The organism is Flavobacterium koreense, from assembly GCF_054776075.1.
Window position 1 is genome coordinate 20,929 of record NZ_BAAHCF010000001.1, and the last position, 25,863, is coordinate 46,791.

32 protein-coding genes are annotated in these 25,863 nt (G+C 31.4%); 26 read left to right on the forward strand and 6 right to left on the reverse strand.

Annotated features, from left to right (window positions below; genetic code table 11):
* Positions 1-105: 105 nt before the first annotated feature.
* The 11 genes from ACYU7A_RS00145 to ACYU7A_RS00195 all read left to right on the forward strand — a co-directional run bounded on the left by ACYU7A_RS00145 (position 106) and on the right by ACYU7A_RS00195 (position 6,230).
* On the forward strand, positions 106-1,290 hold the full coding sequence (locus tag ACYU7A_RS00145) for a hypothetical protein (protein ID WP_460573262.1): 1,185 nt from the start codon (positions 106-108) through the stop codon (positions 1,288-1,290).
* Positions 1,277-1,873 carry a phospholipase D-like domain-containing protein gene (locus tag ACYU7A_RS00150; protein WP_460573264.1) on the forward strand — a complete coding sequence of 199 codons (597 nt, stop codon included), beginning with the start codon at positions 1,277-1,279 and terminating at the stop codon, positions 1,871-1,873. Before ACYU7A_RS00145 ends, ACYU7A_RS00150 begins: the two co-directional genes overlap by 14 nt.
* Positions 1,874-2,130: 257 nt before the next feature.
* Positions 2,131-2,295 carry a hypothetical protein gene (locus ACYU7A_RS00155; RefSeq protein WP_460573266.1) on the forward strand — a complete coding sequence of 55 codons (165 nt, stop codon included), beginning with the start codon at positions 2,131-2,133 and terminating at the stop codon, positions 2,293-2,295.
* Positions 2,288-2,617, forward strand: a complete 330-nt coding sequence (locus ACYU7A_RS00160) for a hypothetical protein (RefSeq protein WP_460573268.1) — start codon at positions 2,288-2,290, stop codon at positions 2,615-2,617. The genes ACYU7A_RS00155 and ACYU7A_RS00160 overlap by 8 nt, the downstream gene beginning before the upstream one ends.
* Positions 2,604-3,236, forward strand: coding sequence for a hypothetical protein (locus tag ACYU7A_RS00165; protein ID WP_460573270.1), 633 nt, complete (start codon positions 2,604-2,606; stop codon positions 3,234-3,236). Before ACYU7A_RS00160 ends, ACYU7A_RS00165 begins: the two co-directional genes overlap by 14 nt.
* On the forward strand, positions 3,208-4,923 hold the full coding sequence (locus ACYU7A_RS00170; protein ID WP_460573272.1) for a hypothetical protein: 1,716 nt from the start codon (positions 3,208-3,210) through the stop codon (positions 4,921-4,923). The genes ACYU7A_RS00165 and ACYU7A_RS00170 overlap by 29 nt, the downstream gene beginning before the upstream one ends.
* A 40-nt stretch (positions 4,924-4,963) precedes the next feature.
* Entirely contained in the window at positions 4,964-5,287 is a 324-nt protein-coding gene (locus tag ACYU7A_RS00175; RefSeq protein ID WP_460573274.1) for a hypothetical protein, read from the forward strand.
* Entirely contained in the window at positions 5,280-5,552 is a 273-nt protein-coding gene (locus tag ACYU7A_RS00180; protein ID WP_460573276.1) for a hypothetical protein, read from the forward strand. The genes ACYU7A_RS00175 and ACYU7A_RS00180 overlap by 8 nt, the downstream gene beginning before the upstream one ends.
* Positions 5,552-5,725 (forward strand): hypothetical protein, encoded by a 174-nt coding sequence (locus tag ACYU7A_RS00185; RefSeq protein WP_460573278.1) that lies wholly within the window; start codon positions 5,552-5,554, stop codon positions 5,723-5,725. The genes ACYU7A_RS00180 and ACYU7A_RS00185 overlap by 1 nt, the downstream gene beginning before the upstream one ends.
* Positions 5,706-5,921, forward strand: a complete 216-nt coding sequence (locus tag ACYU7A_RS00190; protein WP_460573280.1) for a hypothetical protein — start codon at positions 5,706-5,708, stop codon at positions 5,919-5,921. Before ACYU7A_RS00185 ends, ACYU7A_RS00190 begins: the two co-directional genes overlap by 20 nt.
* A 3-nt stretch (positions 5,922-5,924) precedes the next feature.
* Positions 5,925-6,230 (forward strand): hypothetical protein, encoded by a 306-nt coding sequence (locus ACYU7A_RS00195; protein WP_460573282.1) that lies wholly within the window; start codon positions 5,925-5,927, stop codon positions 6,228-6,230.
* Between the two features lie 241 nt (positions 6,231-6,471).
* Here ACYU7A_RS00195 and ACYU7A_RS00200 read toward each other — a convergent pair whose 3' ends face one another.
* The 5 genes from ACYU7A_RS00200 to ACYU7A_RS00220 all read right to left on the reverse strand — a co-directional run bounded on the left by ACYU7A_RS00200 (position 6,472) and on the right by ACYU7A_RS00220 (position 8,547).
* Positions 6,472-7,134 carry an N-6 DNA methylase gene (locus ACYU7A_RS00200; RefSeq protein ID WP_460573284.1) on the reverse strand — a complete coding sequence of 221 codons (663 nt, stop codon included), beginning with the start codon at positions 7,132-7,134 and terminating at the stop codon, positions 6,472-6,474.
* Positions 7,128-7,478: a hypothetical protein gene (locus ACYU7A_RS00205; RefSeq protein WP_460573286.1), complete on the reverse strand. Its 351-nt coding sequence runs from the start codon at positions 7,476-7,478 to the stop codon at positions 7,128-7,130. The genes ACYU7A_RS00200 and ACYU7A_RS00205 overlap by 7 nt, the downstream gene beginning before the upstream one ends.
* A gap of 167 nt (positions 7,479-7,645) precedes the next feature.
* Positions 7,646-7,831, reverse strand: coding sequence for a SymE family type I addiction module toxin (locus ACYU7A_RS00210; RefSeq protein ID WP_460573288.1), 186 nt, complete (start codon positions 7,829-7,831; stop codon positions 7,646-7,648).
* A complete protein-coding gene (locus tag ACYU7A_RS00215; protein ID WP_460573290.1) occupies positions 7,821-8,048 on the reverse strand; it encodes a hypothetical protein in 228 nt (75 codons plus the stop codon). The genes ACYU7A_RS00210 and ACYU7A_RS00215 overlap by 11 nt, the downstream gene beginning before the upstream one ends.
* A gap of 67 nt (positions 8,049-8,115) precedes the next feature.
* A complete protein-coding gene (locus tag ACYU7A_RS00220) occupies positions 8,116-8,547 on the reverse strand; it encodes a hypothetical protein (RefSeq protein ID WP_460573292.1) in 432 nt (143 codons plus the stop codon).
* A gap of 306 nt (positions 8,548-8,853) precedes the next feature.
* Here ACYU7A_RS00220 and ACYU7A_RS00225 point away from each other — a divergent pair, with 306 nt between their 5' ends.
* The 15 genes from ACYU7A_RS00225 to ACYU7A_RS00295 all read left to right on the forward strand — a co-directional run bounded on the left by ACYU7A_RS00225 (position 8,854) and on the right by ACYU7A_RS00295 (position 24,524).
* Complete coding sequence (locus tag ACYU7A_RS00225; protein ID WP_460573293.1) at positions 8,854-8,979, forward strand: hypothetical protein; 126 nt, start codon at positions 8,854-8,856, stop codon at positions 8,977-8,979.
* Positions 8,980-8,983: 4 nt separating this feature from the next.
* Positions 8,984-9,262, forward strand: coding sequence for a hypothetical protein (locus ACYU7A_RS00230; RefSeq protein ID WP_460573295.1), 279 nt, complete (start codon positions 8,984-8,986; stop codon positions 9,260-9,262).
* A gap of 2 nt (positions 9,263-9,264) precedes the next feature.
* Positions 9,265-10,623, forward strand: a complete 1,359-nt coding sequence (locus ACYU7A_RS00235; protein WP_460573297.1) for a hypothetical protein — start codon at positions 9,265-9,267, stop codon at positions 10,621-10,623.
* A gap of 1 nt (position 10,624) precedes the next feature.
* Positions 10,625-11,659 (forward strand): DUF6712 family protein, encoded by a 1,035-nt coding sequence (locus tag ACYU7A_RS00240; RefSeq protein WP_460573299.1) that lies wholly within the window; start codon positions 10,625-10,627, stop codon positions 11,657-11,659.
* Positions 11,660-11,679: 20 nt separating this feature from the next.
* Entirely contained in the window at positions 11,680-11,985 is a 306-nt protein-coding gene (locus ACYU7A_RS00245) for a hypothetical protein (RefSeq protein WP_460573301.1), read from the forward strand.
* Complete coding sequence (locus ACYU7A_RS00250; RefSeq protein ID WP_460573303.1) at positions 11,985-12,911, forward strand: hypothetical protein; 927 nt, start codon at positions 11,985-11,987, stop codon at positions 12,909-12,911. Before ACYU7A_RS00245 ends, ACYU7A_RS00250 begins: the two co-directional genes overlap by 1 nt.
* A complete protein-coding gene (locus tag ACYU7A_RS00255; RefSeq protein WP_460573305.1) occupies positions 12,886-13,347 on the forward strand; it encodes a hypothetical protein in 462 nt (153 codons plus the stop codon). Before ACYU7A_RS00250 ends, ACYU7A_RS00255 begins: the two co-directional genes overlap by 26 nt.
* A 116-nt stretch (positions 13,348-13,463) precedes the next feature.
* Positions 13,464-13,721, forward strand: a complete 258-nt coding sequence (locus ACYU7A_RS00260; RefSeq protein WP_460573307.1) for a hypothetical protein — start codon at positions 13,464-13,466, stop codon at positions 13,719-13,721.
* A gap of 266 nt (positions 13,722-13,987) precedes the next feature.
* A complete protein-coding gene (locus ACYU7A_RS00265; protein ID WP_460573308.1) occupies positions 13,988-14,614 on the forward strand; it encodes a hypothetical protein in 627 nt (208 codons plus the stop codon).
* Positions 14,615-14,939: 325 nt separating this feature from the next.
* Positions 14,940-15,269, forward strand: coding sequence for a hypothetical protein (locus tag ACYU7A_RS00270; protein ID WP_460573310.1), 330 nt, complete (start codon positions 14,940-14,942; stop codon positions 15,267-15,269).
* Positions 15,262-15,657: a hypothetical protein gene (locus tag ACYU7A_RS00275; protein ID WP_460573312.1), complete on the forward strand. Its 396-nt coding sequence runs from the start codon at positions 15,262-15,264 to the stop codon at positions 15,655-15,657. Before ACYU7A_RS00270 ends, ACYU7A_RS00275 begins: the two co-directional genes overlap by 8 nt.
* Before the next feature lie 174 nt (positions 15,658-15,831).
* A complete protein-coding gene (locus ACYU7A_RS00280) occupies positions 15,832-20,040 on the forward strand; it encodes a phage tail tape measure protein (protein ID WP_460573314.1) in 4,209 nt (1,402 codons plus the stop codon).
* Positions 20,040-20,450, forward strand: a complete 411-nt coding sequence (locus ACYU7A_RS00285; protein WP_460573316.1) for a hypothetical protein — start codon at positions 20,040-20,042, stop codon at positions 20,448-20,450. Before ACYU7A_RS00280 ends, ACYU7A_RS00285 begins: the two co-directional genes overlap by 1 nt.
* Entirely contained in the window at positions 20,447-22,612 is a 2,166-nt protein-coding gene (locus ACYU7A_RS00290; protein ID WP_460573318.1) for a hypothetical protein, read from the forward strand. Before ACYU7A_RS00285 ends, ACYU7A_RS00290 begins: the two co-directional genes overlap by 4 nt.
* Entirely contained in the window at positions 22,590-24,524 is a 1,935-nt protein-coding gene (locus ACYU7A_RS00295; protein WP_460573320.1) for a hypothetical protein, read from the forward strand. Before ACYU7A_RS00290 ends, ACYU7A_RS00295 begins: the two co-directional genes overlap by 23 nt.
* 9 nt (positions 24,525-24,533) lie before the next feature.
* Here ACYU7A_RS00295 and ACYU7A_RS00300 read toward each other — a convergent pair whose 3' ends face one another.
* On the reverse strand, positions 24,534-25,682 hold the full coding sequence (locus tag ACYU7A_RS00300) for a tyrosine-type recombinase/integrase (protein WP_460573321.1): 1,149 nt from the start codon (positions 25,680-25,682) through the stop codon (positions 24,534-24,536).
* Positions 25,683-25,863: the final 181 nt, after the last annotated feature.

Consider the following 25,863-nt stretch of genomic DNA (forward strand, 5'->3'; position numbering starts at 1 on the left):
TCCTGTTTATTCAGGAGGTTTTTTTTATGTAAAGTTTCACGTTACACTTTTTAAAAAATGTAATTACCAATTTTGAGCAACGTAATTACATAAAAAAATATAGACATGTCACACGAAAAAAAAGAAGTAATCATTTTTCTAAGAGAAAAAGATTCTATGTCGCCTTACGAACAATTTAATAAGGCGTTTAATTATTACAGAAATAATCCAAGAAAAAGCCGTTCATTAGAACTGAGTTATAATCGTCTTGGATATTCTGAGCAAAACTTGAAAAACATTCTTTATGATTTAAGAAAGGTGTTTGATATTTCAGAAGTTGAAGTAGTTGCAACAGTTTCTGAAGTAGTAAAAGAAGAATTAAAAAATGCTTATGAATTATTCTTGCAAGCTTTTGAAGCTATGGGAGAAGAGTTTAAAAATCTTGCATTACAATTATTTAAAGTTGCTGATGTTTATGGTGAGCACGTTTTAAAAATAGAAGCTTTTGAAATCTATTTTAAAGAAACTTTAGACCAATTAGAAGAATTGAAAAATTCAAATCCTTTATTCCTAGAATTAAGTGACGAGTTGCAATTAGATGCTTTAATTTCTCATTTTGAAGAGCAAGTTAAAGATGTTGAAATTTCTGAAGAGGTTAGAGTTTTAGTTGATGGACTTACTCCAGGAACTCCGGTTGTCCCTTTAAATGCAAAAAAAGATTTCTTGAATGATTTATCACAGAAAGCTGCTGCCGTAATAAGTTCTGTTACTGGTGAAGATGCTCAAGCGATAAAAGTTGAAGATTTCCAAAATGTTCGCGAAGAGTTCCCTTTCTTAAATGAGGATGATTGCCCTGATGTTATGCTTATTATTGTCGGAAAAAGAATTTCTGCATTTAAAAAATACCAATTTTTGCACGATTTACTTCAACAGGTAAATGAAGGTAAACATCCAGAAACCACTGAAGAAGAAAAACTTGATTTAACTAAAAAAGTTGAAGCTGCATATGAAGAAAATCGTTTGTGTTGGGATGAGTTAAAGCATTACGACACTAATAAAACTTTCTTAGGTAAACATCCAGTATTCTACGAAAGCAATATCAAAAAAGAAGTTGAGTTGATGACAAATGATGAATTGATTAAATTCAAAAGTTCGTCTGTAAAATACTTCAGTACAAATAAAAAGGATTTAATCACACACGCTGGAAATCCTGAAAAGGTTGAAGCAATTAATAAAAGAATTGCTGACAGAGAATTTAAGCTATCATTGGTAAACGCTAAACTTGGTGTTTCTCAGGATGGCACAAAATAGATTCTTTGATTTTAACAATCAAAAAAAAGAAGAAAAGAAAGAAAAACCATCTGAGTTATTCACTTCAAAGTTTATCGCTAGTCACTATCAAAAAATTAAAAATGTAGGTGAAGACTTAATGAAGGTTCCAACAAAAGATGAGTTTTTCTTTCTTCAAACTGATAAAGCATTTAATGCTTTCACATTTATTCCATTTGTAGCTAAAACTTATCCAGTCAAACATTTATACGCATGTACTTATAGTATAAGTAGAAAAGTGATTGACGCATTAATAGAAATGCACGATAAGGGAATGATTGAGCAAATCACACTTTTGATATCCGAAAGTATGATCAAACGAAATCCAACCACAATTGAAAATTTGAAAGCTATGTGTACTACTAGACCAAATATTAAAGTGCAATATGCCTGGTCTCATGCAAAGGTTTGTTTGATGGAAACTCACGATTTTCATTTCGTGATTGAAGGTTCTGGGAATTGGGCAGAAAATGCACATTTTGAACAATATGTTTTTGCGAATTCCAAAGGGTTGTATGATTTTAGATTACAACTATTTACTAATGTAAACATGATAAAATACTGATGAAACTATTTTTAAAAATTGTTGGAATCGCATTTATGCTTTTATCATTCCTAATTGGAATAACGTTAGAAATTACTCAAGTAAAATTGCCATATCAACTATTGGTTTTTATGGCATTTTGCTTTTTTCTATTATCAATATTCATTTTTATAAAACTGAAAGATATCAAAGGATAATTGAAAAAGATGGCGTAGTGGAATTAATCAAAATAGCAACAAAAATAAAAGGAATGTTTAACGAATTAGAATTAGTGTAAAATGGAATTAAATATAATATGCGGAATTATTGCAATATCCATTCTTTTACCTATAGCAATAGTATTATTATTTATAGTTTTAGATAAAGATTTTAATGGTTATACAAGAAAAATACCTTTACCTCCAAAATCTTTAAGACCTAAAAAAAGCAAAGAAAATGGATAAGCTACTGTCAATACATATAAGCGATGAAGATTTAGAAACTATATTCAATATGGCCGCTTGCAATTACGCACCTAGCGATATTGCATTACAGCTTAATGTAGATAAAAAATCTTTTTTGGCTTTATTCAATAATAAAGAATCAGATGTTCGTCAGTCATATGATGCCGGAAAGCTTTCTACAACATTTGCAATAATGAGCAAGCAAAAAGAATTAGCTGAAGGTGGAAATATTACTGCAGCACAAATTTTCCTTCGAGAAAGTGAAAGGATAGATATAGAGAATATTAAGAACCGATTATTATTTGGCCATGAAATTGATTGAAAGCGTAAAACTTGATGATATCTATCGTTTTTTAGAAACTGGGAACCCAGACAATGCTCCTGAAGAAATAGTTTACTATTTAGAGTTGCTTTCTAAAATCGACGGTATGATTCGTAGAATTGACAGATTTGGTTCTAAAAAAATAGTTATAAATCATCTTATCATTACAGAAAAACTATCTGAATACAAGGCTAAGCAAATGTATGATGAGGCAATTGAGTATTTTTATAATGATACTACAATAACCTTAAAATCTTGGAGTAATTTTTATGCTGACATTATTGATCAAGAAATCAATTTCATGAGGTTAGTTAAAAAAGATACTGCGGATAGTAAACGTATTATTGATGCTGCGAAAACTGCTTTTGAAGTTAGAGGAGGAAACAAAGAACAACAAGAAGAGCTTCCTCCAGAGTTATTCCAAAAACCTTGGGTTGTTTACACCACAGATGTTGAAACTTTAGGAATGGCAAAAGTAGACAGAAATAGAATAAAAGAATTCATTGACAAAAAAGTCCCTGAATTAACAGAAAAAGAACGTCAGCGCCTATATATGGAAGCTGATATAATTCCATTTAAAGCATTGCCAAATGACGAAGAGAATCCACGTAAAAACTAATGCTGAAAATGTAGATAACAGATTTGTTTCAAAAGCAAAAATGTTAGTTGATTTAATAGATCCTAAAGACTTCTATGGTGTTTTAGGTCGTGCAACAGGTAAAACTGCCGATATTGTTGCAGAACGCTCCCAGCGCATTATCTACGATATGCCTAGAAGTTATCAAATGTTTGTTTCTGACACTTATATGAATGCATTGACAAACGTTTTGCCAGCTCTTATTGAGGGTTGGCAAAGAAAAGGATGGCGTGAAGGGATTCATTTTGTTACTGATAAGCGTCCGCCATCACATTTTCAATTACCTTATAAACCACCATTACACTATAAACATACTATTTCAATATTTAATGGAACTTTTTTTAATCTTGGAAGTTTAGACCAGCCATCAGGTTTGGCCGGTTCTTCCTATCAACATCGATACGGTGATGAAGCTCGTTTGTTAAAAAAGAAAAAACTAGACCGCTCTACTCCTGCTCTTCGTGGTGAGTTTGTCAATTTTGGACACTCGGTGTATTATATGGGAAATACATTTACTACCGATATGCCAAATATTTTGACGTCAGATGATGATTGGATTCTTCAGATGGAAAAAGAAATGGATTCGGAACAAATAGAACTGGCTTTATATGCTGCTATAGAATTAAACAATGTTAAGCGTGAAATAATGGCAAATGAGCAAATTGGCAATATTTCAGAGCGTGCACGTTTGGAAAAATCCTATCGTAAATGGAATGAGCTTTGGATAAGAATTAGAAAAGATTCAACTTTTTTTTATGCAGCATCATCATTAGTAAATCTCGATATTTTGACCGATGGCTATTTTAAACAAACATTAAAAGCGCTTGGTCCTGAAGAATTCAGAAGTGCAATTTTATCATTTAAAATAAATGTTTCTAAAGGCGAACAATTTTATAGCCATTTAGGAGATCATCATTTCTATGAAGATGGAACTGATATCTCCTATTTTGAAAAATTCAGCATTTTTGACACTATAAAAGATAGTTGCAAGTCAATGAGTAAGCGTTATTACGATATTGATTCTCCGGTAGAATGTGGTGTAGATTTTGGAGATATGAGTTCTATGGTTACAGGTCAAAGAAGAGGAAACTATCTTTATGCTCTAAAAGAATTTTACACATTGCATCCAGAAGATGAAATGACACTTGGAGCAAAATTTAGAGAGTTCTATCAAGATCATAAATACAAAATTTTGTATATGTATTATGATAGAGCTGGAAATCAAAACGCCAAAATGAAAACCGATAAAGCAAATTATCTAAAGAATGCAATTGAGTATCTTCCAGATGGAAGCTCAAGCGGTTGGATTGTTCATTTAATGAATGAGTTTCAAGGTAACATTTATCAAGAAGAGGAATTTAATTTAGCAAAGCAATTAATGGGAGAATCAGTGCCAGGATTACCAAAGCTTCGAATAGATAAATTAAAGTGTAAATGTTTGACAAGTTCCTTGAAGTTGACAAAAATTATTTTGAAAACAGATAAGATGGGAACCAGAACCATTCACAAAGATAAGTCTTCAGAAAAATTGCCTTTACAATCTAGACCAATGTTTTCGACTAATTTCAGTGATGCGTTTAAGTATTGGATATGTCGTCCTGACTTTTTTGATGTTGCAAATATCCATAACGTTTATTCCGGAATGGATCCTTCTGTTATTGGAAGATAAAATTTGTATATTTGTGTATTGATAATCTAAAAATAACGCCATGAGTATTTTAAAAAAAGAAGAGTACACTATCTCTTATTCAAAATTTGAGCATCTACTTCATGAGATATCTTTTAAAAAAAGAAAATTTTGTGAAACAAATTTTTTGAGAGAAAAACAAATTAAAATTTTAATGCCCGAGTATTTAAAGGATTTAATAATGATGTATAATACAAATATGGGCGTTAATAGTGACAGTCATTATTTTGAAGGTGTAGAAATTTTGCCTCATTATGTAAATGAAGTTGTTATTTATAAAACACAATTTTATCCAAAAAAAGAAAATATTTTACCTGAAATAGTAAATCTTTCGATTTATGAGTGAAAATAAAGACTTTCAAAACCTTGTAGTTTTGGAGCAAGCTCGCGAAACTGCAAAAGAAACTTTACTTCATAAATACGATGAAGTAGTTGCGCCTTTTATTCATATTATTCAGCAAGTTATGAAATCTAATAATGAAAATCATTTTGAAGCTTTAAAGCGCATCCAGGATAAAACAGATTTAGCAAAAGAACCTATAAAGAAAATCCTTTTTGCATCTGCTTTGATGGAAATTGTGGAGGAAGTAAATTTAAAACCATTAGCGTGATGAGTGAAAAAAAACAAATGGTTGTTTTTGAAAGTGGTGCTGAAATGTCGCTAGAAACGTTTGTCGCTATTGAAAAAGCTGATTTAAAAGATTTAAAATCAAAAATGATTGATGATTTAAGAAAATCAAAGTTAAACTCTAAAAATGATTTGTATGATAGAAGAAGTAAATAAAATTTTAGAATTTATAGTTCAAAATAAACTAATTCTTATTGATTGGAATTTCAGTATTGGTGGTGGTGAGTTGGCAACACATATTAAAAAAGACAATCATGTAGTTTTTATAAGAATGGAAGAGGAAGAAGATTTTGCAATTACTAAAGATAATTTTGAAAGAATTTTTAACAGGCTTTTAGCTGATAATTTATAGATTATGAGTGTAAAAAAAATAAAATTAAATTTATCACTTCATCAGATTAGTATTTTAGAAAATGCACAGAAAGCAATTAATAAAAATATTATTGCAACTTCAGTAAATCAAAATCCTAAAATCAGAATGGCTCAAGTTGGAGGTCCTGCAATTATAGGTGAAAGAATTTCTAACGAACCAATAATGGATAGATTTGGCGATGTTGTGTATCTTGAAGGTAGAAGATTAAAAGCCACTTCTTTTATAGGCGAAATAGAATTAAGTGAAATTGAAAAGCAGAACTTAAAAAATTTTAATGAAGAAATATAAAATCGTAAATTCTATTTTACCATTAATTACAATTTTTTATTTTGGCTATTGGTCCTATCAATATAATATCAATAATAGAATTATAGACAATTTTCATCTGATGATATTTATGTTTCTTTTATTTGGATTATCTACAAAGAAAAAATAAAAATACGTTAGTATTTCATAAAAAGAAGAAAGAAGACACAAAACTCCGCCCGATTGGGCGGAATTTTTTTTGCATAGAAAAAACGGCTTTAAATTAGCCGTTTTTAGCGCTTGGATAGTAAAATATACACTTTGTTTGGTGTTTCCAAAATTCGTAATTTGTGACTAAAGAAAAGCGGTAATTATTCATTATTAGTGCATCGTGGCAGTGTATTTCTGCTCTTATTTCGTGAAAGCACAAATTTATAGCAGTCATTTTGCAACAAATCGGGTCTAAATCTTCACAAACGTAATAATTGCCTTTACTATGTTGATTAGCTGCTAAAATCATCCTTCCACTTCCGCACGTCGGCTCGTTCATAGTTTTTCCCCATTCGTTAGAATCAAATAAAATTTTCGCCATAAAATCGCAAATCGGTCGAGGTGTAAAGAATTGACCGAATGAAGATTTTTTATAGTTACTCGCTAAACATTCGTAATAATCGCCTAAAGGGTCGCACCAAATACCAAAAGTTTTATTTTGGTTGTATATTTTCATCAGCTCTCCAAAAAGTTTACAAAAAATGTCGATTTCTTGGCGGTTGTATTTTTTAATAGTTTGTAAATATAACTCCTCCTGTGTTTGGTGTCCCATTGCACAAATAATAATCGTTAGTAAATCATCAAATATTTGACTTAAATCAAATTTATAATGAAATTCATAAAATAAGGAGTTGAAATTTTTCAACTCCTTTGGCACGTCTCTATTTTTTAGCATCGTTTTAAAACTTGGGCGTTTGAAAATAAATAACAAAGCGGAAAAAATTCTTCTTCGTCTTCTTCTTGGTTCTGGCTCTGCTTGTGCTCCTCGCCTTTTGTCTTTTGTTTTGGTTTTCCCCAAACTATAAAAGCTTTTGCGCCTTTTTTTACTTGAAAATCTTCTTTATTCCAATCGTGCAAAGTTTTAAAGATGAAATTTTCTTCATCTTTATAAAATTCGTGAATTAGAATTTCATTTACTGTCATTCCTTCACAGTCTGCATTCATTCGCATTTTTGCTATTTTCGAGAGTTCTTGCAACTCTTTTCGTTTTGCTCGGTGTTGTTCTTGCTTTTCGGTCATTTTGGCTTAAATATTAATAATTTCACTTTCGTTTGTCGTCATATAATGAACGTTATCAAGGTTAAACCCTTGTTTTATTATATAATTTTCGGGTTTGGCGATGTGCTTTTTTTTAAGTTTAGATTTATAAACTTTTCCGCTGTGGTAATCAAAAATAAATATGTGCATTACTCTACTTTTGTTATAATTAGTTTGTTTTCAAAAACTTCAATTTTGACTTTTTCACCTATTTCAAAACCGGCTTTATTTAGCCAGTTTCCGGAAATATTTAATTTTGGCTTTAAATAGGATTTTTTCCAACGTGGGCGCACACATAAAGCCGATATAGTGCTAGTGCGTATATTAAAAAACATAATCGTTAAAATCTGAATTAGTATTTTGATTGTCTTGGATGAATAACTCTGCAATGGCTTGGGCTTTGTTCCAGGCGTTTGTACATTGCTTTTTAAAGTATTCGTAATCGGTATAATTAAAGACTTTTGAAAGTCCTTTTTCGTGAAGTATAGATTTTACTTGCGTAGATAATTTGAAAGCGTTATTTTTGCTCTCAGTTATTGAGTTTTTGTGCATGGCGTATAAAAATTTAATGATTATCAAAAACCCGAAGTGTTCCACCACTTCGGGTTTATTGTTTTTCTTAGACTATGAAAGCTTTTACTTCCTCGTCTGCTTTAGTAATAAAAAGACTTAAATCTTCTTGAATTACTTTCAAAACTTTTTCAATAGTTTGAGAGTTTGTAACTTCAAATTTAAAACCACTTGCGTTACTTAAAGAAATTTTTTCTTTTGTTCCGTCGCTTGATAAAACAAACTTGTTTAGTTCGTCTTCTTTGGTTTTCAAAAACTTGAATTTTTCTCCTAAAATTAGGAATTGGTCAAGTCTTTTCAATCTTACTTCTGCGCTCGGATTTAAAAGATTAGAAACTTCTTGTTTCTCGATTGGTTTTTCTGCATCCTTTAAAGGTGCTTTTTCTACAATTACGGCAGGTTTTAAATTTTCCACCACTTTTAAAACGTTTTCATTTTTAACGTTTTTAACGTCCTCTTTTGTCTGTGCTTTTTGGCTCATAAAAAATGTATTTAATTGATTATCAATACATAAATATACAAAAAATTGTAATTACCACAAAAAAAACAACTCAAAAAACACTACTTTTTTATTAAAATTTAATAATTTTTAATTATTCTAAATAGGATAAAATCAAATAGAAAAAGTTCAAAAATTGCTGCAAAAAAAAATCAAAAAATCACAAATCGTTAACAAACAACATTTTAACCCGTTCTAAAAACGTGTTAAATGTGTTTGTTTGAACGAAAAGCACGCCCCGCTATGTTCTCGTAAGGTAATTACATTCGTGCCTCAAATCGCAGAAATATGAGGCGCGCACCAGTTGTGGGCGTAGCACCACCAACTGGTAACTACACCAATACCTTACTATGTAAAGTTTCACGTTACACTTACACTATTATTTCATGCGTAACCTTGTACTATAAATGGTAATTACATGAACATCACACCTTATGAAGCTTTAGACCGTATGAGACAATTAACAGAAGCTGGCGTTCCATTCTCTTTTAGTTTCATGTCGTTGAATAAAACAAAAGGTACAAGCAATGGTCTGGTTAATGTTGATAGAGCTATACTAAGACAAGGTTTAAGAGATGACCAAAGTAATTTATCACAGCAGTTGGTAGGTTATAAAGACTTGGATAAAAGCGAAGCACCTAGATTCTTTCACATACCATTAATGATTTCATTCAACGAACACACAATAAAACCTTAATTATGGAAGTATCTTATGAACATGGTGGTGCAATAGTATCAACACCTAAAGTATCATTCACTTATCAAGTTGCAGAAACTCCTAGAGACTTCGATAGAAGGTCTAGTAGTGGTCTTGATGCTTTAAGATGGAATAACATTCAGAATCATATTGGTGAGTATATCATATATCCGTATGGTACTAATAATGATTTACCTCAAATCATTGCCGATATTGTACATAACAGTTATAATGTTCCAGGATTTCTAAAAAGAAAGACTGAGTTACTTTGGGGCGGTGGTCCTAAGTTATATGTAGATAAACTTGTAGAAGGTAAAGATACTCGAGTACGTGTAGAAAATCCCAAGATTCAAAAGTGGTTAGACTCTATTGATTATGAAAAGAAACTATTACAGGCTTGTGTTGACTATCAACATATACAAGGTACGTTTACAAGATATGAATTGAATAAGGGTTCTAGGATAGGAAAACCTTTCATTGCTAACTTACATCATGTGCAACCAGATAAAGGCAGATTGGCGCGTTTACGTTCAAATAAGAATTTAGATCCTACACATATCGTTGTAAGTAATTGGAATTTCAATCATATCAATGCTGTTGCAGATAGTAGAGCTTATCCATTATTTGATTTTAATAAGCCATTTGCTAATGAGAATAGCATTCTTTATTCTAACATGTATTCGTTTTGTTCCGATTACTATACAGTACCTGACTTATATGGTTCGTTAGAATGGATTAATCGTTCAACTGCTGTACCTCTTATCTTCAAAGCTTTTGCTAAAAACTCAATGAATTTAAAGTATCACATTATATCTCCAGCAGGTTATTGGGATAAGAAAAAAACCGAACTTCAAGCATATCATAAAGGAGATTATAATGACAAAATGCTTCAAGATTTAGAAAGAAAAATATTAGATCAGTTTGCAGATGTTTTATCTGGAGCTGATAATGTAGGTAAGTATTTGCATACTACCGAAATTCTAAAAATGGTTGGTCACGATTTAGTAAAAGAAGGTTGGGAAATTAAAGTATTAGACCAAAAGATTAAAGACTTTGTAGAAGCTCAGATACTTATTTCAGATAAGGCTGACAAAGCAATATCTGCTGGTGTAAATATTCATCCTGTATTAGCAAACATTACAGATTCTGGTCGTGCTAATTCAGGTTCTGAACAAATCTATGCATTATTAAATTACCTTAATACTGGTGTTGATATTCAAGAAATGATTATTTGTAAGCCTTGGAACTATGCTCTTAAAGCAAATTTTCCAGAAGAAAATGTGAAAATTGGTTTCTTTCATAATGTACCAGAAGTACAACAAAATACTAATCCAGATAATCGAACTAAAAACAATCAATAAGATGAAGTTACTATTTAATATTACAGATGAGGAAATTTCTGCTGATGAAATAAAAGACACTTTAGGTTATACTGATGCAGATTTGTCTTTTAAAAATCTTTTATCGGATATCAATTCAGCTACTACATTAGTTAGAAAAGTTATATCAAGAGAGGTTTATATGCATATCTATGATTTTTACAAAGATAATTTAGAGGAAAATGGCACATATGTATACGATTACGATGATATTGAATCAAATATTCTACGTTCAACTCGATATCCAATATTAGTAAAAGCTTATTCTCTATTTGCACCATCAAATGATTTGTCACATTCAAATGAAGGTAGAAGAGCTCGTACTTCAGAAAACGAGAAATTACCTTGGCAATGGCAAATAGATGCGGACAATAAGGAGCAAGAAAAACGTTTTTACCGCGCTATGGATGATTTAATAGATTTATTAGATGATTCAATGCCGGAAGATTATGAATCAATGACAGATGAAGAAAAACAAGCAACTATTTACTATAAATGGATTAATTCAGCAGCTTACAAAGAACTTAAATCATTATTTGTAAATTCAATTGATAAATTCAACAAAGTTTTTTCAATTGAATCAAGTTTATTACTTCATAAATTAACATCTGGATTGCAAGAATGTGAAGAGTTTGAAATTCTTTCACGTATTGGAAAAGAGAAATTTGACCAATTAAAGTCATCAGAACCAATAGAAGATCCAAAAGACATTCAGCTATTGAAATTAATACACAGCGCTTGCGTGTTTTATTCTTTAGCGTGGGCTATTCCAAAAATGTCAGTAACTATTTTTCCTGAAGGAGTTTTACAATATCAAGTATCTGATAGATCAAATACTATTGCAAAAAAACCAGCTATTGGAAATGAACATGAATATGCAGCTCAATCTTTTGCAAAATCTTGTGAACTGTCATTAAAACTAATCGAGGAATTAGTAAAGCCAGAACCTGAACCGATGGCAGAACCTACTCCATTTTTTATGCCAGCAGATTCATGTGACAAAGGAGTTTCTTTATAAATTCAACAAATCAATATAAAATGAAAAAATTACTATCAAACATTAAACAATTCTTCTACACCATTTGGCATCTTAAGACTTACCTAAAATGGAAGTCTTACGAAAGAAAAATTAAAAAAGGTATTTTGAATAAGGAGCAAGAAAAAATACTTCTTTTAAGAGAAGCAAGTAAATTAATTCCTCCAAAAACCAAAAAAGGAAAGTCGGATTACATCCCTTTTTCACCAACAACCAAAGCAGAAATCAAAGCTATGATTCTATTTGAATTTGGTAAGAAAATGAGAATATTAGGAATGAGAATTACTGATAATTTAGAATTTATATAATGCATATCATTGAGACTGATACATTAAAAAGATATATTCCTGCTGACTTGTCCGAATGTGATAGTCAGCAGTATATTGATATGTGCGAATTACTATTCAAGTTCCATACCAATCAAATTGCATCTGATGATATGTTGACGCATGCCGTTTACAAATTGATGAACATGAAGCATTCTGAAAGTAATGATGAAGAGCTAGAATTGAATAAAATGGGTAACGTTGCATTAATAAAAGATTTAATTGAAAGCACCTTCTTCGAGAAGATTGAAAATGCAGAATCCGGGACTTATGATTTGAAAGTAATACAAAACTACATTGACAATCCAGTTACAAAATTTAAGCCTTTGTGGCGTTCTTTTTATGGACCAGATGAGATGTTTAATAATGTAAAAATTGGAGAATACACCGATGCATTGAAATTGTTTTTAAAATTCAATGCTTCAGGCGAAATGGATACGTTATATGAATTTGTGGCTACATTGTATCGTCCAAAAAAACCATTTCATTTTATAAGTAAGCATTTATCAAATTACGACGGTGATTGTCGAGTAAAATACAATCCTAATCATATTCAAAAAAGAGTAAAATCTTTAAAGTATGCACCAATTGGATTCATTTATGGCGTTTATTTATATTTTGCCAGTGTACAAATAATCATTTCTTCAGGTCAAATTGAATGGGGTGATAAAACACTCGATTTATCAATTTTGTTTAAAGGAGATAACACCGTAATTGATATTGATGCAGATGATATCGGTTTAGATTCTATTGTTTTCGCAATGGCCGAAAGTGGAGCATTCGGAGATTACTCGAAAGTAAAAGAAGCTCCTTTTTGGGACATGATGATTAAAATGTATGATTCTAGAATAAAACAATTACAACAACAAAAATTAGAAGAAGATGCTAAAAGTCAACAGCCTTCGTGAGTTCCTTGTAGAGATTAAGGCACTCATTCCCGAAATAAAGTATGCTCAAGCGATTATTTCAAATAAAGAATTTGTGAAGTTCCTTGAGGAAAGAAAGTCTTCAGACAATATTATGATGTTTGCAGTGCTTCCAGATCATAAACCATTCGGCAAAGAAGATGCTACAGAATATGCAAATTATTTGCAATTTTTCTTTTTGATTAAATCTGCAACCAAAGATTTAAAGCACGATCAAAAATTAGAAATCTTTGATAATGTTCAAACTACAGTTCAAACTTTTATCGATTTAATATTAGATGCCAAAGCTGGTGATGTTGAAGAGCTTTCCAATTGCGGTTTATTAAAAAAATTAGACGAATCTAGCATTGATATAAAGCTTTTCTTTGACGATGTGCAATGTAGAGGCTACGAAGTATTTTTTGAAATTGTAACCTAGCTATGAATTTACTTGAAAGAAGACAAAATCGAGCTGAAGAAATTCTCCAGGGTAAATTCATAAGAAAGGTTCTGGAAGAAACTTCACGCGATATCCAAAAAATTCAGAATCAAAGAATGAGTTCTTTTAGTTCTGATTTTTGGAATAATCGTCAATTTAAAGTTAGCGATGGCCAGTTAGTTCATACACATGATAAACGTCAGCGTTTTGTCGATATGCGCACTAGAACCGATAAAAACGGAAACAAATACAAGAAAAAAAGCTATGCCGTTCATAATCGAGTTATTTGGGGTCAATACAATAACTTAACACGTGAGTTAGCTTATGGTTATACCGATGCAGTTAAAGCAGAGTTATTCAAATTAGAAGAATAATTCTAAATTACTTTTTATCACAATAATAGTATTTTTCTGTAGTTATATTATGACAAAACTCTATGCCAATGTCTAAAAAAAACTCTAAACAGAAACTAAGGGCGGCAAAAAAAGTATTTAAATTCTGGTACAAAGTTTTACTAGAATCGCCGTTAATGAACGACGAAATTGATAGAAAATCCTATCAAAAAGCTTTAAAAACAATTAAAGATTACTCTTCGGAGTAATTTTTTTTTATATTTGGATTCAACTTTAAAAAATTTATTATGAAAAAAATTATTCTATTACTTTTTATTTTATTATTTATTTATTCTTGTAAAAATGTTAATGCAGAATCAAGTTATGATTTTTCAGGAATTGATACTAATGCTGTTGGTGTAGATACTTCAGATTTTAATACTGGTTATAAAAAAGAAGTTATTTATGTTGATAGTACTATTATAAAAAAACTTTCTCCATTATTTAAAAAGAGTATTGATGAATTTAGTGAAGATAAGATAGCATGGTATACTCCAAAATCTGCGCCAAAATTTAGAAATAGAAATGGGTTTTATTGTTACTTTTCTCCAAATAATTTTAGGTTAGTTTTACAATATCATAAAGATAATTGGTTGTTTTTTGAAAAATGTATATTTCTTATTGATGGAAAGACTTATGAATTATATCCAACTGATGTCAAACGTGATAATGACTCATCAGGTATAACTGAATGGTTTGATGAATCTATTTCATATAAAAATAATGACCTAATTGTAATGATTTCTGATGCTAAATCAGTAAAAATTAAACTAGTTGGTTCGCAGTATGTTGATTATGTCAACTTAACAAATAATCAAATAAAAAGTATCAAAAACACTTATGATTATTATAAAGCATTAGGATATACATTTTAATGAAACCAATTTACAAAAATAAATATTCCTTTATCTTCGGAATTTTATTCCTGATAATAGCAGCTATCATTCATTACTTTTTTGGATGATAATATAAAAGTGTGCAAATGCACACTTTTTTTGTGTGTTATTTTTGTCACATAAAATTATATTTGTATGTTTGTCCTGCAAAAATATTTAAAGGGCTTTCAAAAAACACTTTTTTTAAAGTTAAAATAAGCGAACCCTCGTCACGGTGAAAGGAATGGAAACTATCCTTAAATCTATCCTTTGGATATTTTTGCACACCTAAAACGAGGGTTTCGTGTATATAATATTTTCGATTATGCAAAAAGGAAATGAAAATCAAGACAAAAAGTTACTAGACTTAGGATGTAACTTAGTAACGTCATTAAAAATGACTGAACCGTCGGCTATCAAAAAAGTTAGCAAGTTTTTTCACAAGCAGTACATTGACCTCTCCTATCATCAAGATTTTGAAGATAACCAATACCGCGAGGAATGGGTTAACAATCTAGCTTATTTAGAAAATTTCACAAAAGCTTTCAAAGGTTATTCAAAGTCAGAAATTGAAACTGCTTTAGCAACTGCATTTTTAGTTTTAGACAAAAATCGTCAAAGCGTTTTACAAGGAAAGGAGGCTTCTAATGCCTAAGCCAGTCCTTGTTTATCATTATGCAAATAATGTTACACTAACCACGAAAACTAAAGACTTCAAAGAATCTGTAAAGTTTGTCCTGGACAGAAAAGAACCAACACAATTCACACCATACAAAATGGTGGCAGAAAGTACCGGTAACACATTTTATTTTGATGAAATAAAATTCAAATCATTTCTGGAAGGAAATTATACCGAATCCGAAATTTGTGAAGCAACCAGATGTGAAGGTTTATTTAGAAATACTGAAGACGTTGTAATCACAAAACACGATATCATCGACAAAGGTTCACTTTGGAAACTATTAGATAAGCATTATATATTAGTTGATGATGATAGGTTCTTACCACTAAAAGCTCCATTAGATGGATTTGTAGAAATATAAAAAGTTAACTTATAAGTTAATTTTTTATATATTTGTCATCACAACAAAAGGGAAGTCCTCAACACTTAATCCTTAAAATCCGCCACAAAAAGCCACTTTCTCGAAAAAAGTGGCTTTTTTCACGTTACAACTTTTTTTTTCACATTGTCAGAGCTTTGGTAAAATTTCAGACCAATGGCTAGAACAATCACCGACGAAGAAATAAAGTTATCCATTATCATCAATGGAAATCCAGCACAAAAACAACTTTTAGATTTAGAAAAAGCTACTCGAAAACTTACTGAGGAAAACAAAGCTTTAAACGTTGAGCGTCGTAGACTTGAGGCACAAGGTAAAAAAGACACAGACCAATACAAAGCATTAACTGCAACCATTAAAGCTAATTCTATTGCCATTGATAATAATAAGGCATCGATGAAAGAACTGCAAAACCAAATTGGTATTACAGGACTTTCAATAGGTCAATTAAGAGATAAAGCCAATCAGTTACGAATGACTTTAAAAAACTTAATTCCTGATAGTCCAGATTTCAAAAAATTTGATGCAGAATTAAAACAGGTCAATGCTCGTCTAGGTGAATTAACTGGTAAAGCACAAGCGTCAAAGTTTTCTATTTCATCCATTGCTGATGGTTTTAATAAGTACCAGGCACTTGCTTTTTCATTAGTTGCAACTTTTACAGGAGTAGTTCTTTCAATTCAAAAAGTAATTGATATGAATGGTAAACTTTCCGATGCTCAAGCCGATGTTATGAAAACAACCGGAATGACAAAAGATGAAGTTGACGAGTTAACCAAGTCTTTCGGAGCATTAGAAACAAGAACATCAAGAATTGATTTACTTAAAATAGCTGAGCAAGGTGGCCGTATTGGTATTGCTAAAGCAGATATTCAAGATTTTGTCAAAAATATGAATATGGCAAATGTGGCTCTTGGAGATTCATTTACTGGAGGAGTTGAGGAAGTGGCTAACAAACTAGGTAAATTAAAATTTCTATTTCAAGAAACTAAAGATTTATCTGTAGAGAAATCTTATAACGCTATTGGTTCTGCTATTAATGACCTTGGTGCAAATGGTGTGGCTTCTGAGGCTAATATTACAGAATTTGCTACTAGACTGGGTTCTTTACCAGATGTATTAAAACCAAGTATTAAAGAAGCTTTGGCGCTTGGTGCTGCTTTTGAGGAATCAGGTATTGAGGCGGAGGTTTCATCAAGAGCTTATAATATTTTTATGAAGCAAGCTTCTACAGAAAGTGCAAAGTTTGCACAAGTAATGGGTATATCGAAAAAAGCTGTTGAAGACATGATCAATACCAATCCTTTAGATTTCATGATGCAATTTGCTCAAGGAATGAAAGGTATGGATGCAACAGAAACTGCCAAAACTTTAGACTTTTTAGGTGTCAATGCTGACGGAGCTAATAAAGTTATTGGTGCCATGGGTAACAATATGAATAGATTTAGAGAATTAATTGATATTAGTAATAATTCATTTTCTGAAGGAACTTCTCTGATAAATGAATATAATGTCAAAAATAACAACTTAGCTGCCACTCTTGAAAAGATTAGCAAAACCGTTAGTGGTTGGTTTTCTTCCGAAACTTTTATTAAATGGTTGTCCGCTTCTGTTTTGTGGCTTGCTAAATTTATAGGAGCAACTGAAGATACTGACGGAACAGTATCTAGATGGAAAAACAATTTAATTAGCTTAATCAAAATTATATCGGTTGCTGTTGTGGGATTCACATCTTATTCGGCGGCATTAAGATTGATTGCATTATTACAAAATGGGGTAACAGGCGCTACTACTCTATTAACAATTGCTCAAAAAGCTAACGCTTTATCTGGAGGCACATTAAAAGCAGTATATCTTGGCTTACAATATGTTTTTTATACATTGACTTTACAAGAAGATAGAGCAACTGCCGCAATGATTAGGTTTAATCTTGCTACAAAAATGAATCCAATTGGTTTGCTAGTTGGATTAGTTATGGCTGCGGTTGCTGCTTATGTAATTTTTAATAAAGAAGTTGACAAATCAATTATAAATCAAAAAAATCTTAATGAAGTAAAAGCTAATGCACAAAAAGCCGTAGCTGAAGAAAAGGCTGCATTAGAACAATTATTAATTATTGCTAGAGACAAGAATCAATCAGATGCTACAAGAGAGGCTGCAATAAAAAGAATTAATGCTATTTCTCCTGAATACTTAGGCAATATTTCACTTGAAACTATCAACACCGACAAAGCTACTACAGCTATCAATAAATATTTAGAAGCTTTAGATTTAAAAGCTATGAAAGAAGCTTTTGCTGCTAAAAGAGCAGATTTATCTAAAAATGTTATTGATGCTAGAAGTAATGAAGAATTGAGCGTTTATGATGCGTGGTATAATACAGATAAAGCAAAAATAGATTTTAAGAAGTTCCTTGAAATGGAAGTTTCTAATATTGAACAATTTAAAAAGAAGACAAAAGGTTGGAATGCTCCTACTGTTGAATCCTACAATGCATATAAGCTTTCAATAAAACAGGCAAAAGACCAGTTAAAAGCATTAAGTGACGAAGAAAAAAAGTTTATTGATAAAAACGCAACTCTTTATGTCACTCCTCCAAACCCTACTGAGACAAACTTTAAGGTGCCAGGAGATGAAACATCTGAAACTAAAGTAAAGAAAAACCCAAATTCATCACAAGAAGAAATTAATCGTCTTCGAGTTGAAAGTGATTCTCGTTATAATGATATCCTTCTTAAAAATCGTCGTCAACTTGAAGACGATAAAATAGCAGCTATGCAAGATGGATATCAAAAAGAATTAGCCATAGAAAATTTACGTTACCAACGTGAAATTGAAGACTTAGAACGTCAAAAAGTTCACACTGAAGAAATGGCGAAAATGGATGAAGAAATAGCTAAAGCTAAAGAAGCTGGAGATATAACCAAATATAATGCCTTGATTTCTATTAAAAATGAATGGAAAAAAAGAAATGAATTAATAGATACACAAATCAATCAAATTCAAGAAGGAAAATTAAGAATACACAATCAGAAATTAGGAATCATTTATGAAAATGCCGAGAAAGCAAGGATAGAGAATTTCCAAAAACAATTTGAGCGTGAAAAACTTTTGAGAGAAACTGATTTTAATAATCAGTTGGCCGCATTGGGTAATAATGAAGTTGCAAAAGCAGAACTTAAAAAAGCTTACGATTTAAAAGAGTTAGAGATTACTGAAAAGCATCTTCAAAAATTAGTCAATTTATATAAAACTAATGTTGCTCTTGATAATGCTTTCAATTTATTGACACCTGCGCAAAAAGATAAATTGCAAAAGGATTTAGATTTTGCATTAAATGCATTGTCAAAAATCAAAGCAGCTAAAGCTGGAGAAACTGATAATAATGATTTAAAAGCTGCTGCACGTTCTGTTTTTGGTCAAACTGATATTTTAGGCTTTACATCTAACCAGTGGGAATCAACTTTTAATAATCTTAAAACTCTTGAAGGTCAACTTCAAGCGGTTAATATGGTTGTTTCTGGTTTGCAAAATATGTGGTCAACATACGCAAACTTTCAAACTGCTTCAGAAAATCGAAACCTTAAAACTTTCGAGGTTAACTCTGATAAAAAGAAAGCGCGTTTAAAACGTCAGTTGGATGCCGGCTATATCAATCAAGCTACTTATGATAAACAAATCAAACGAATTGATGATGAGTACGAAAAGCGTAAACTAGAGATTGAATATAAGCAAGCCAAAAGAGAAAAAGCTCAGGCTTTATTTGGTGCAATTGTAAATACTGCCAAAGGTATTACAGCAGCTATTCCAAATCCTTTCTTAATGTCTTTAGCTGCTATTGTTGGAGGTTTACAAATTGCCACAATTGCTAAAACTCCTCTTCCGGCTCGTGGATATGAAGAGGGACTTTATCCAGTGAAACGTGAGCAAGATGGTAAAATCTTTCAATCGCGTTTTGGTGGAAAAACGAAAAGCGGTTTAGTTACCAAACCAACTTATTTTCTAACTGGTGAAAACGGACCAGAAATGATTATCGATTCGCGTGCCTATTCTCAAATTTCTCCTGAAACTAAAAACGCATTACTTCGAGAGCTTCGAGGAATAAAAGGTTTTGAAAACGGAATGTACAATCAAAGCTCACAACGTTTTGAAGTTCCAGCCGGTTCTACGCCATCATCATCAAGTAATAGTGATAGACTTTTAGAAATGGCTTTAGTTGTTATTGCAGAAAATACAGCTGTTATGAAAGATTTACGAGACAAACCAATTAAGGCACTTGTAGATAAAGATGACAAACGCTCAATGAAAAATATTAAAGAAGGCGTCGACGATTACAATGATTTTAGAAACAAAAATAAATTCTAATGAACTACAACGAAAAACAAGTTTTTGACATTCCTCTAGCAAACAATACAATTGATTTGCTATATCACCTTATTGAAAATTATGTAGCAAAATTTGAGATTGAAGGCGTCGATTTATCTAAAGATATAGGTTTATCAGGAAAAGCAGCTAAGAAGCTACAAGGCGGAACTGTGGCCGATGTGAATAGCATTGCATTTGTTACGGATAAACAAGAAATATTTGAGATAATTTCCAAAGTTGCTGATGATCTTCCAAACATCGCAGTATTGAAATTCAAACAAAAGATAACTATCGAAAATACCAATTTCTTTATTGAGATTCACAAAATTGCATCAGTACTAACAAATACAACAGTAGATGGCGTATTTGTTCAGCAACTTGCAGACATACCAGAAAACTTACTATCATGATAAATCTAGCACAACCACAAACATTTCAACCTGTTACAGGAGGAGGTCCAATTGTACAAAATTGGGGACCAACTAATAATACTTTGAATTTGTATTACAATCCAACTTCGGGTTTAACTCCTAATCCTTTTTCAATCGATTTTAAAATTAAGGATGTTATAAATACCATATTGGGAGATTTGTATAGCGCATTTCGGTACTATATCATTTATCCAACAGTACCAAGCTCACCAAATTGGCTCACTAATACAGGTCTACCAACTTCTGGAGATTTTATTAATATTACAGAAACCGGATTAAACGTTGAAGTAGATTTTGATTTTGAAAATCTTAACCTCTTAACTTCCGGAAACTATCAATATAAGTTGATTTTTAAAATTCAAGGTGAACCAGATTACGGAGGACCTTTTGTTGATATATCAACCTATGAGTACACTATAAATTTGGCAGTAACAAACGACGTTATTAGCTTCACTCCTGCTGCTCTTACTTTTAATCATTTTCCTGGTACTACATTACCAAGTCAAACGATTACAATGACTGGTAACAATTGGATTTTAGTAGCATCATTGCTTACAGCAAACGGAGCGCATTTAGAACTGTCTTCAGCAGATCCTGGCGTTACTTTTGGAAGTGATGTTTTTAATGGTGAAAACATCCAATTTGCGCAAGGTTCTGGAACGAAAAACATTGTCGTAACATTAAGTTCTTATTATGATGGTGTGATTAATCCAAATTTCTTGACTGGTTACATGGGTGTAGTTGCGGGAACTACTGTTGTTTCTGGTATACCTTTTCAAATAAACATTCTTACTACTCCAGATATTGTTCCAAATCCAACATCATTAGATTTTTTTGGAATTGTAAGCGTTCAAGAACCAACGATACAAGAAATTAGTGTAGCGTGTCCAGCTCCAATTACAAGCGTAACTTATTCTCCATGGTTGCAAGTAACCAATGTTGGAAACGTTTATAGTGTTGTTCCTATGAATACCGATTCAATGTCTGCTGGAGACTATGTTGGATTTGTGAAATTTCAAGCTACAATTAACTCTGTTTTGGTTGAAAAGTCTGTTGTAGTAAACTACAAACTATTGAATTTTCTTTCTAATCCATATGCGAACGGACAAAAAGCTTTCACTTTAGATGTAGATTTTTTTGAATGCTTTACTGCTACTGCAGATACTTATTTTCAAATAAATGCAGTCGTAAAAGCGTTTGATTTCTTTGGAGTTACTTTCAAAACGATAACTATTCCTTTAAAATTAGTTCCATTTCAAGGCAAAGGAAGGTTTAATCTTGGCCAAAATATTCATCGTCTAATGAGTAGGTTTACTACTCCAGTCGAAAGTGTTTTTCAATATCGATTAGCAGAATTAGAATTGAATGTACAAGAAAAGATGATTAGTAATGATTTATTGATTCGTCAAAAATCATTACCAACAATTAAATATGTGGCCGGAATAGGTTCTGAAAATAAAACAGGTCTTGAAATATTGGCTTTCAATAAAAAAGCTACATCAGTAAAGAAAACTTCAGTATATTATTTGAATATGCTTGTAAAAGCTGGAACCTATGCATTACATATCTATAAAAATGGAACTTTAGAAAGTTCTGAAATATTACCAAATGCAAACGATTTTATTCTTCAGAAGAAAATCACATTTGATAATTATAACCAGGGCGATGTAGTGAAATGTTCATTATCTGTTCCGGATGGTAGTAGAAATGATTTACTATTTCCTCAAGAAAAAATATTTCACGTAGTTCCATCGGGCCCGCAATCTAATTTTATTGAATGGGAAAATGAATTTTTACTATTAGATAGTATTATTGTAACCGGTGAGTATTCTATCAAAACCGATATCGAAGTTCAAGAAAATAGATTGTATAGCAATTTGGTTGAAAGATTAGAACATATTTCTAATACTTCAGCAATAAAATTATTTATCAATACAGGTTGGCTTATTCAAAATGATGTTGATACTATTGAAAGCTTGATGCGTTCAAAAAGAATTTGGTTAACTGCCGATGGTTCTAAAATAGAATTACGTCCAGCAACAAAATCATTAGTAAAAAAAGATACTCAGCGCGAGTTAATTGAATATGCTTTAGAATTTAACATTAACAAATCATCAAATGAGAAAACTTACACATTCTAAATTTGAATTAGATCTATCACAATTCAAGATTTCAGATACTGAAGAAAACTCTTGGTTTTCCGATTCGTTTTTTACAAAATATAGTTTTCCATTTGATATTGATTTAGTCGATGATTTGAACGTGGCTTTTGACTTCATAGAACATCATAATTCATCACCAGAATTATACTATGAAGTTATGTATACTCACAATAATTTCATATCTAAAGCAATTTTTGAAGTGGAGCAGCTGCAACAAAAATTAACGTGTACGTTAAGATTTGGTTTCGAATCTTTGCCAAGTTTTGGCAAAAAACTATCCGAGCTTTCATTACAAAAATTAGTGCTACCAGTGGGAACTACAATCTACGACCATGCAAACTCTGTTGTAGTTCAAACATGGCCAGACGTTAATTATAATTTTCCACAAGTGCATACTGATAGAATTAGTACAGATGATTCTCAATGGTCTGCATTTGAAAAGATAATCAATAATAGAAAGGATGGAGCGTTCCTAATAAATGAAGTTGACGAAATTGCGGAAGAGACCTATAATAGAAATATCATTCAGCCACTTCCCTATTTTTTACACATTCTTCAGCGTGGATTTGCAGATGATGGTTATGTATTAGCCGGGCAAATATTAGACGATGATAGAATAAAAAAAGCTACGCTTTATGGAGACGTTGATTATTTTTCTATCGTGCAGTTCGATTCTATCTTTATTTACAAAATGAAAGAAGATGCCACTGAAACTGGTTCAATCGTTTCTCCTGGTACTTTTACAATTGATAATGGAATTGGCTTTTTAGGTCCTAATATAGATACTGTTGTTAATCCATTAGTAAACTTTAGAAAGTTTCTATACACTGAAAATTTGCCAAATAAAGGAAAGTATCGAGTTTCTGGAACTTTTTCTTTTGTAAATAATCGCTTTATTGATTCCTATTTTAGAATTAAATATAGAAATACTGTTGTATTTGAATTTAGAATCAACAAAAAATTTAATCAAAATAGAGGTGATAGGATATTCAGATTTAGTGTACATGAATTTAATGTAGATACAACCTTTGAAACTTTAGCAGATGGATTGGCTGATGATATCACTCTCGAAATATATACTTCAGATACTTGGATGACTGATAAAACTTTTCTAGATATTTCAATCGATATGTATTTACTAAATGATCAGTCAGGAAATCCGCTTTCAACCGTTATCAATAAAAATGAAGTTGATTTAAAAAGAGCAGTTCCGGACATGCTCTTTGATGATTTCGTCAAAGGTATTAAGAACTGGTTTAATTATGATATTACTAAAGTCGTCGGAAATACTATTTACATGGATAGAATTGAAGACAATGTTAATCATAATGATGTAATTGATTTTTCAATGTTTGAAGTAAAATATCCAGTAAGAAAATATAGCAAAGGAAATTCATTCCTTTTGAAATTTGCCGATATTGATTCAAAGGATTACACCTACTTACCGGTATTCCAAAATCAAAATTCTATTGTTTCGTCTAATTTTAAAGTAGATGACAAAACAACGACAATAGAGATTAACGCATTACCATTGCCACATACTTCTAGAAATGGAGTTCAAACGGCGCACGCATTTGAAAATAATAATTCCAAAATGTTCCTGGTTCCGTATAATGGTTTAGTGGGAGGAAATAATTATTCATTACCTATTAATGAATATCTTATTCCTGCAGTACACGAAAGCAACTGGAAAAAATGGTTTGACTTTAGAATTAATTCCGTAAACTATGTATGGAGCTTCAAGTGTTTCATTGAACAATTAGAAGGTTTAAATTCTAAAGTAAAAATCAGAGCGTATGAGAATACACATATTTTGAAAGTGATAAATAAAACAGAGATTGCTCCCGATCAGTTCGAAGTTGAATTCGATTCACAAACGGTAAGAGTATAAAAAAAGCGGTCAACTGACCGCTTTTATTTTAAATAAATCATCTAGTAAATACATTTCTTCGTTTGCCTCAGCTTGTACTATATGTACATATATCATAGTTTGTGATATAGTGCTGTGGCCTAAAAGCATTTGAAGCATTTCAATCTTTCCTCCAGCTTTTAAAAATAAAGTTGCAAACGTATGGCGCGCTACGTGAAAAGTAACTTTCTTATTGATTCCTAATGTATTCATGATTTTTTTAATTTCATCATTCAAATGTTGGTCCGCGAATTTCTTTTCAAATAACAGCGGCTCATGCTCCAGAATTCTTTTTGCAGTTTTATTTAGAATCATATTCTTATCGCGATTTCCTTTTACCAGGATAACTGAAAAATCATTACTTAATAAATCGCTTCGTTTTAAACTTTGAACATTGGAAATTCGCAAACCATTCATACACGAGAAAAGAAAATATCCAAGTACTAATCGATAACTAGGATTGATAAACTCCGAAAAATAGAAGTTTAGACATCTTTGCAATTCGTGTGCGAGTAAATACGTTCGGTTTCCTTTGGTGCTACCTACTATTAAATCATCAATATCAAATTGAAGTTTTATGCCTTCTTTCTTTGCTATTCCTAGAAACTTTTTTATGATAGCCATGTTTGAAGCTATAGTAGTATCTTCATTCTTCAATTTGTATTTCAAATGTTCTTTAAATTTTTCAATCCATTTTAGATCTAAATCTTTAAATGGAATTACTTCTTGATATTCTTGAAGCTTATTAAGTATAGTTCCATAGCGTTCCAAGCGCTCCTCTCCTACTTTCATTTTCTGTTCCGGAATAGCAGCTTTAAAAAAAGCAATGAAATTCACTCGCGAAAGTTTATCCTCATACTCAGCTCTCAATATTTTTGGAGTTAATGCCAATTCAGATAAACGATAAAACGTTTGAATCTGTGTGAGCTTAGATTCAATATTCATCAAAATTAAATTCAAATCAATATGTTCCTGGCAATTCTCAGAAACACGTTGTTTTTTTGAGTGCCAGAATTTCGCATCTACATATAAGTAGGTGTGAATTCGTTCTGAAGGCATTGAATTGCCTGATATTCTCAAATAAATAGGATTCTTTCCTTGAATCATATTATCTGGCCGAAGGTAAAAAGTTGTTTTCATAGACACGCGATATCGTTGAGTGTTCAACTGAGTGTCAAAAATGCGGTCGTAATTAGTTAAAATCATCGTCGTTGTTGAATAAAAAATTAAACAAAAAAAGCACACTACATGCGGTTTCCCACTTGTTTGTGTGCTTACTTAGACTAGATTTTAAAACCTAATTTGTGATCCCAGAAGGATT

Bases quoted from the DNA above. Each gene is read 5' to 3' on its own strand.
- ACYU7A_RS00145 (WP_460573262.1), top strand. From the start codon at position 106: ATGTCACACGAAAAAAAAGAAGTAATCATTTTTCTAAGAGAAAAAGAT.
- ACYU7A_RS00150 (WP_460573264.1), top strand. From the start codon at position 1,277: ATGGCACAAAATAGATTCTTTGATTTTAACAATCAAAAAAAAGAAGAA.
- ACYU7A_RS00155 (WP_460573266.1), top strand. From the start codon at position 2,131: ATGGAATTAAATATAATATGCGGAATTATTGCAATATCCATTCTTTTA.
- ACYU7A_RS00160 (WP_460573268.1), top strand. From the start codon at position 2,288: ATGGATAAGCTACTGTCAATACATATAAGCGATGAAGATTTAGAAACT.
- ACYU7A_RS00165 (WP_460573270.1), top strand. From the start codon at position 2,604: ATGAAATTGATTGAAAGCGTAAAACTTGATGATATCTATCGTTTTTTA.
- ACYU7A_RS00170 (WP_460573272.1), top strand. From the start codon at position 3,208: ATGACGAAGAGAATCCACGTAAAAACTAATGCTGAAAATGTAGATAAC.
- ACYU7A_RS00175 (WP_460573274.1), top strand. From the start codon at position 4,964: ATGAGTATTTTAAAAAAAGAAGAGTACACTATCTCTTATTCAAAATTT.
- ACYU7A_RS00180 (WP_460573276.1), top strand. From the start codon at position 5,280: ATGAGTGAAAATAAAGACTTTCAAAACCTTGTAGTTTTGGAGCAAGCT.
- ACYU7A_RS00185 (WP_460573278.1), top strand. From the start codon at position 5,552: ATGAGTGAAAAAAAACAAATGGTTGTTTTTGAAAGTGGTGCTGAAATG.
- ACYU7A_RS00190 (WP_460573280.1), top strand. From the start codon at position 5,706: ATGATAGAAGAAGTAAATAAAATTTTAGAATTTATAGTTCAAAATAAA.
- ACYU7A_RS00195 (WP_460573282.1), top strand. From the start codon at position 5,925: ATGAGTGTAAAAAAAATAAAATTAAATTTATCACTTCATCAGATTAGT.
- ACYU7A_RS00200 (WP_460573284.1), bottom strand. From the start codon at position 7,134: ATGCTAAAAAATAGAGACGTGCCAAAGGAGTTGAAAAATTTCAACTCC.
- ACYU7A_RS00205 (WP_460573286.1), bottom strand. From the start codon at position 7,478: ATGACCGAAAAGCAAGAACAACACCGAGCAAAACGAAAAGAGTTGCAA.
- ACYU7A_RS00210 (WP_460573288.1), bottom strand. From the start codon at position 7,831: ATGTTTTTTAATATACGCACTAGCACTATATCGGCTTTATGTGTGCGC.
- ACYU7A_RS00215 (WP_460573290.1), bottom strand. From the start codon at position 8,048: ATGCACAAAAACTCAATAACTGAGAGCAAAAATAACGCTTTCAAATTA.
- ACYU7A_RS00220 (WP_460573292.1), bottom strand. From the start codon at position 8,547: ATGAGCCAAAAAGCACAGACAAAAGAGGACGTTAAAAACGTTAAAAAT.
- ACYU7A_RS00225 (WP_460573293.1), top strand. From the start codon at position 8,854: ATGAGGCGCGCACCAGTTGTGGGCGTAGCACCACCAACTGGTAACTAC.
- ACYU7A_RS00230 (WP_460573295.1), top strand. From the start codon at position 8,984: ATGAACATCACACCTTATGAAGCTTTAGACCGTATGAGACAATTAACA.
- ACYU7A_RS00235 (WP_460573297.1), top strand. From the start codon at position 9,265: ATGGAAGTATCTTATGAACATGGTGGTGCAATAGTATCAACACCTAAA.
- ACYU7A_RS00240 (WP_460573299.1), top strand. From the start codon at position 10,625: ATGAAGTTACTATTTAATATTACAGATGAGGAAATTTCTGCTGATGAA.
- ACYU7A_RS00245 (WP_460573301.1), top strand. From the start codon at position 11,680: ATGAAAAAATTACTATCAAACATTAAACAATTCTTCTACACCATTTGG.
- ACYU7A_RS00250 (WP_460573303.1), top strand. From the start codon at position 11,985: ATGCATATCATTGAGACTGATACATTAAAAAGATATATTCCTGCTGAC.
- ACYU7A_RS00255 (WP_460573305.1), top strand. From the start codon at position 12,886: ATGCTAAAAGTCAACAGCCTTCGTGAGTTCCTTGTAGAGATTAAGGCA.
- ACYU7A_RS00260 (WP_460573307.1), top strand. From the start codon at position 13,464: ATGAGTTCTTTTAGTTCTGATTTTTGGAATAATCGTCAATTTAAAGTT.
- ACYU7A_RS00265 (WP_460573308.1), top strand. From the start codon at position 13,988: ATGAAAAAAATTATTCTATTACTTTTTATTTTATTATTTATTTATTCT.
- ACYU7A_RS00270 (WP_460573310.1), top strand. From the start codon at position 14,940: ATGCAAAAAGGAAATGAAAATCAAGACAAAAAGTTACTAGACTTAGGA.
- ACYU7A_RS00275 (WP_460573312.1), top strand. From the start codon at position 15,262: ATGCCTAAGCCAGTCCTTGTTTATCATTATGCAAATAATGTTACACTA.
- ACYU7A_RS00280 (WP_460573314.1), top strand. From the start codon at position 15,832: ATGGCTAGAACAATCACCGACGAAGAAATAAAGTTATCCATTATCATC.
- ACYU7A_RS00285 (WP_460573316.1), top strand. From the start codon at position 20,040: ATGAACTACAACGAAAAACAAGTTTTTGACATTCCTCTAGCAAACAAT.
- ACYU7A_RS00290 (WP_460573318.1), top strand. From the start codon at position 20,447: ATGATAAATCTAGCACAACCACAAACATTTCAACCTGTTACAGGAGGA.
- ACYU7A_RS00295 (WP_460573320.1), top strand. From the start codon at position 22,590: ATGAGAAAACTTACACATTCTAAATTTGAATTAGATCTATCACAATTC.
- ACYU7A_RS00300 (WP_460573321.1), bottom strand. From the start codon at position 25,682: ATGAAAACAACTTTTTACCTTCGGCCAGATAATATGATTCAAGGAAAG.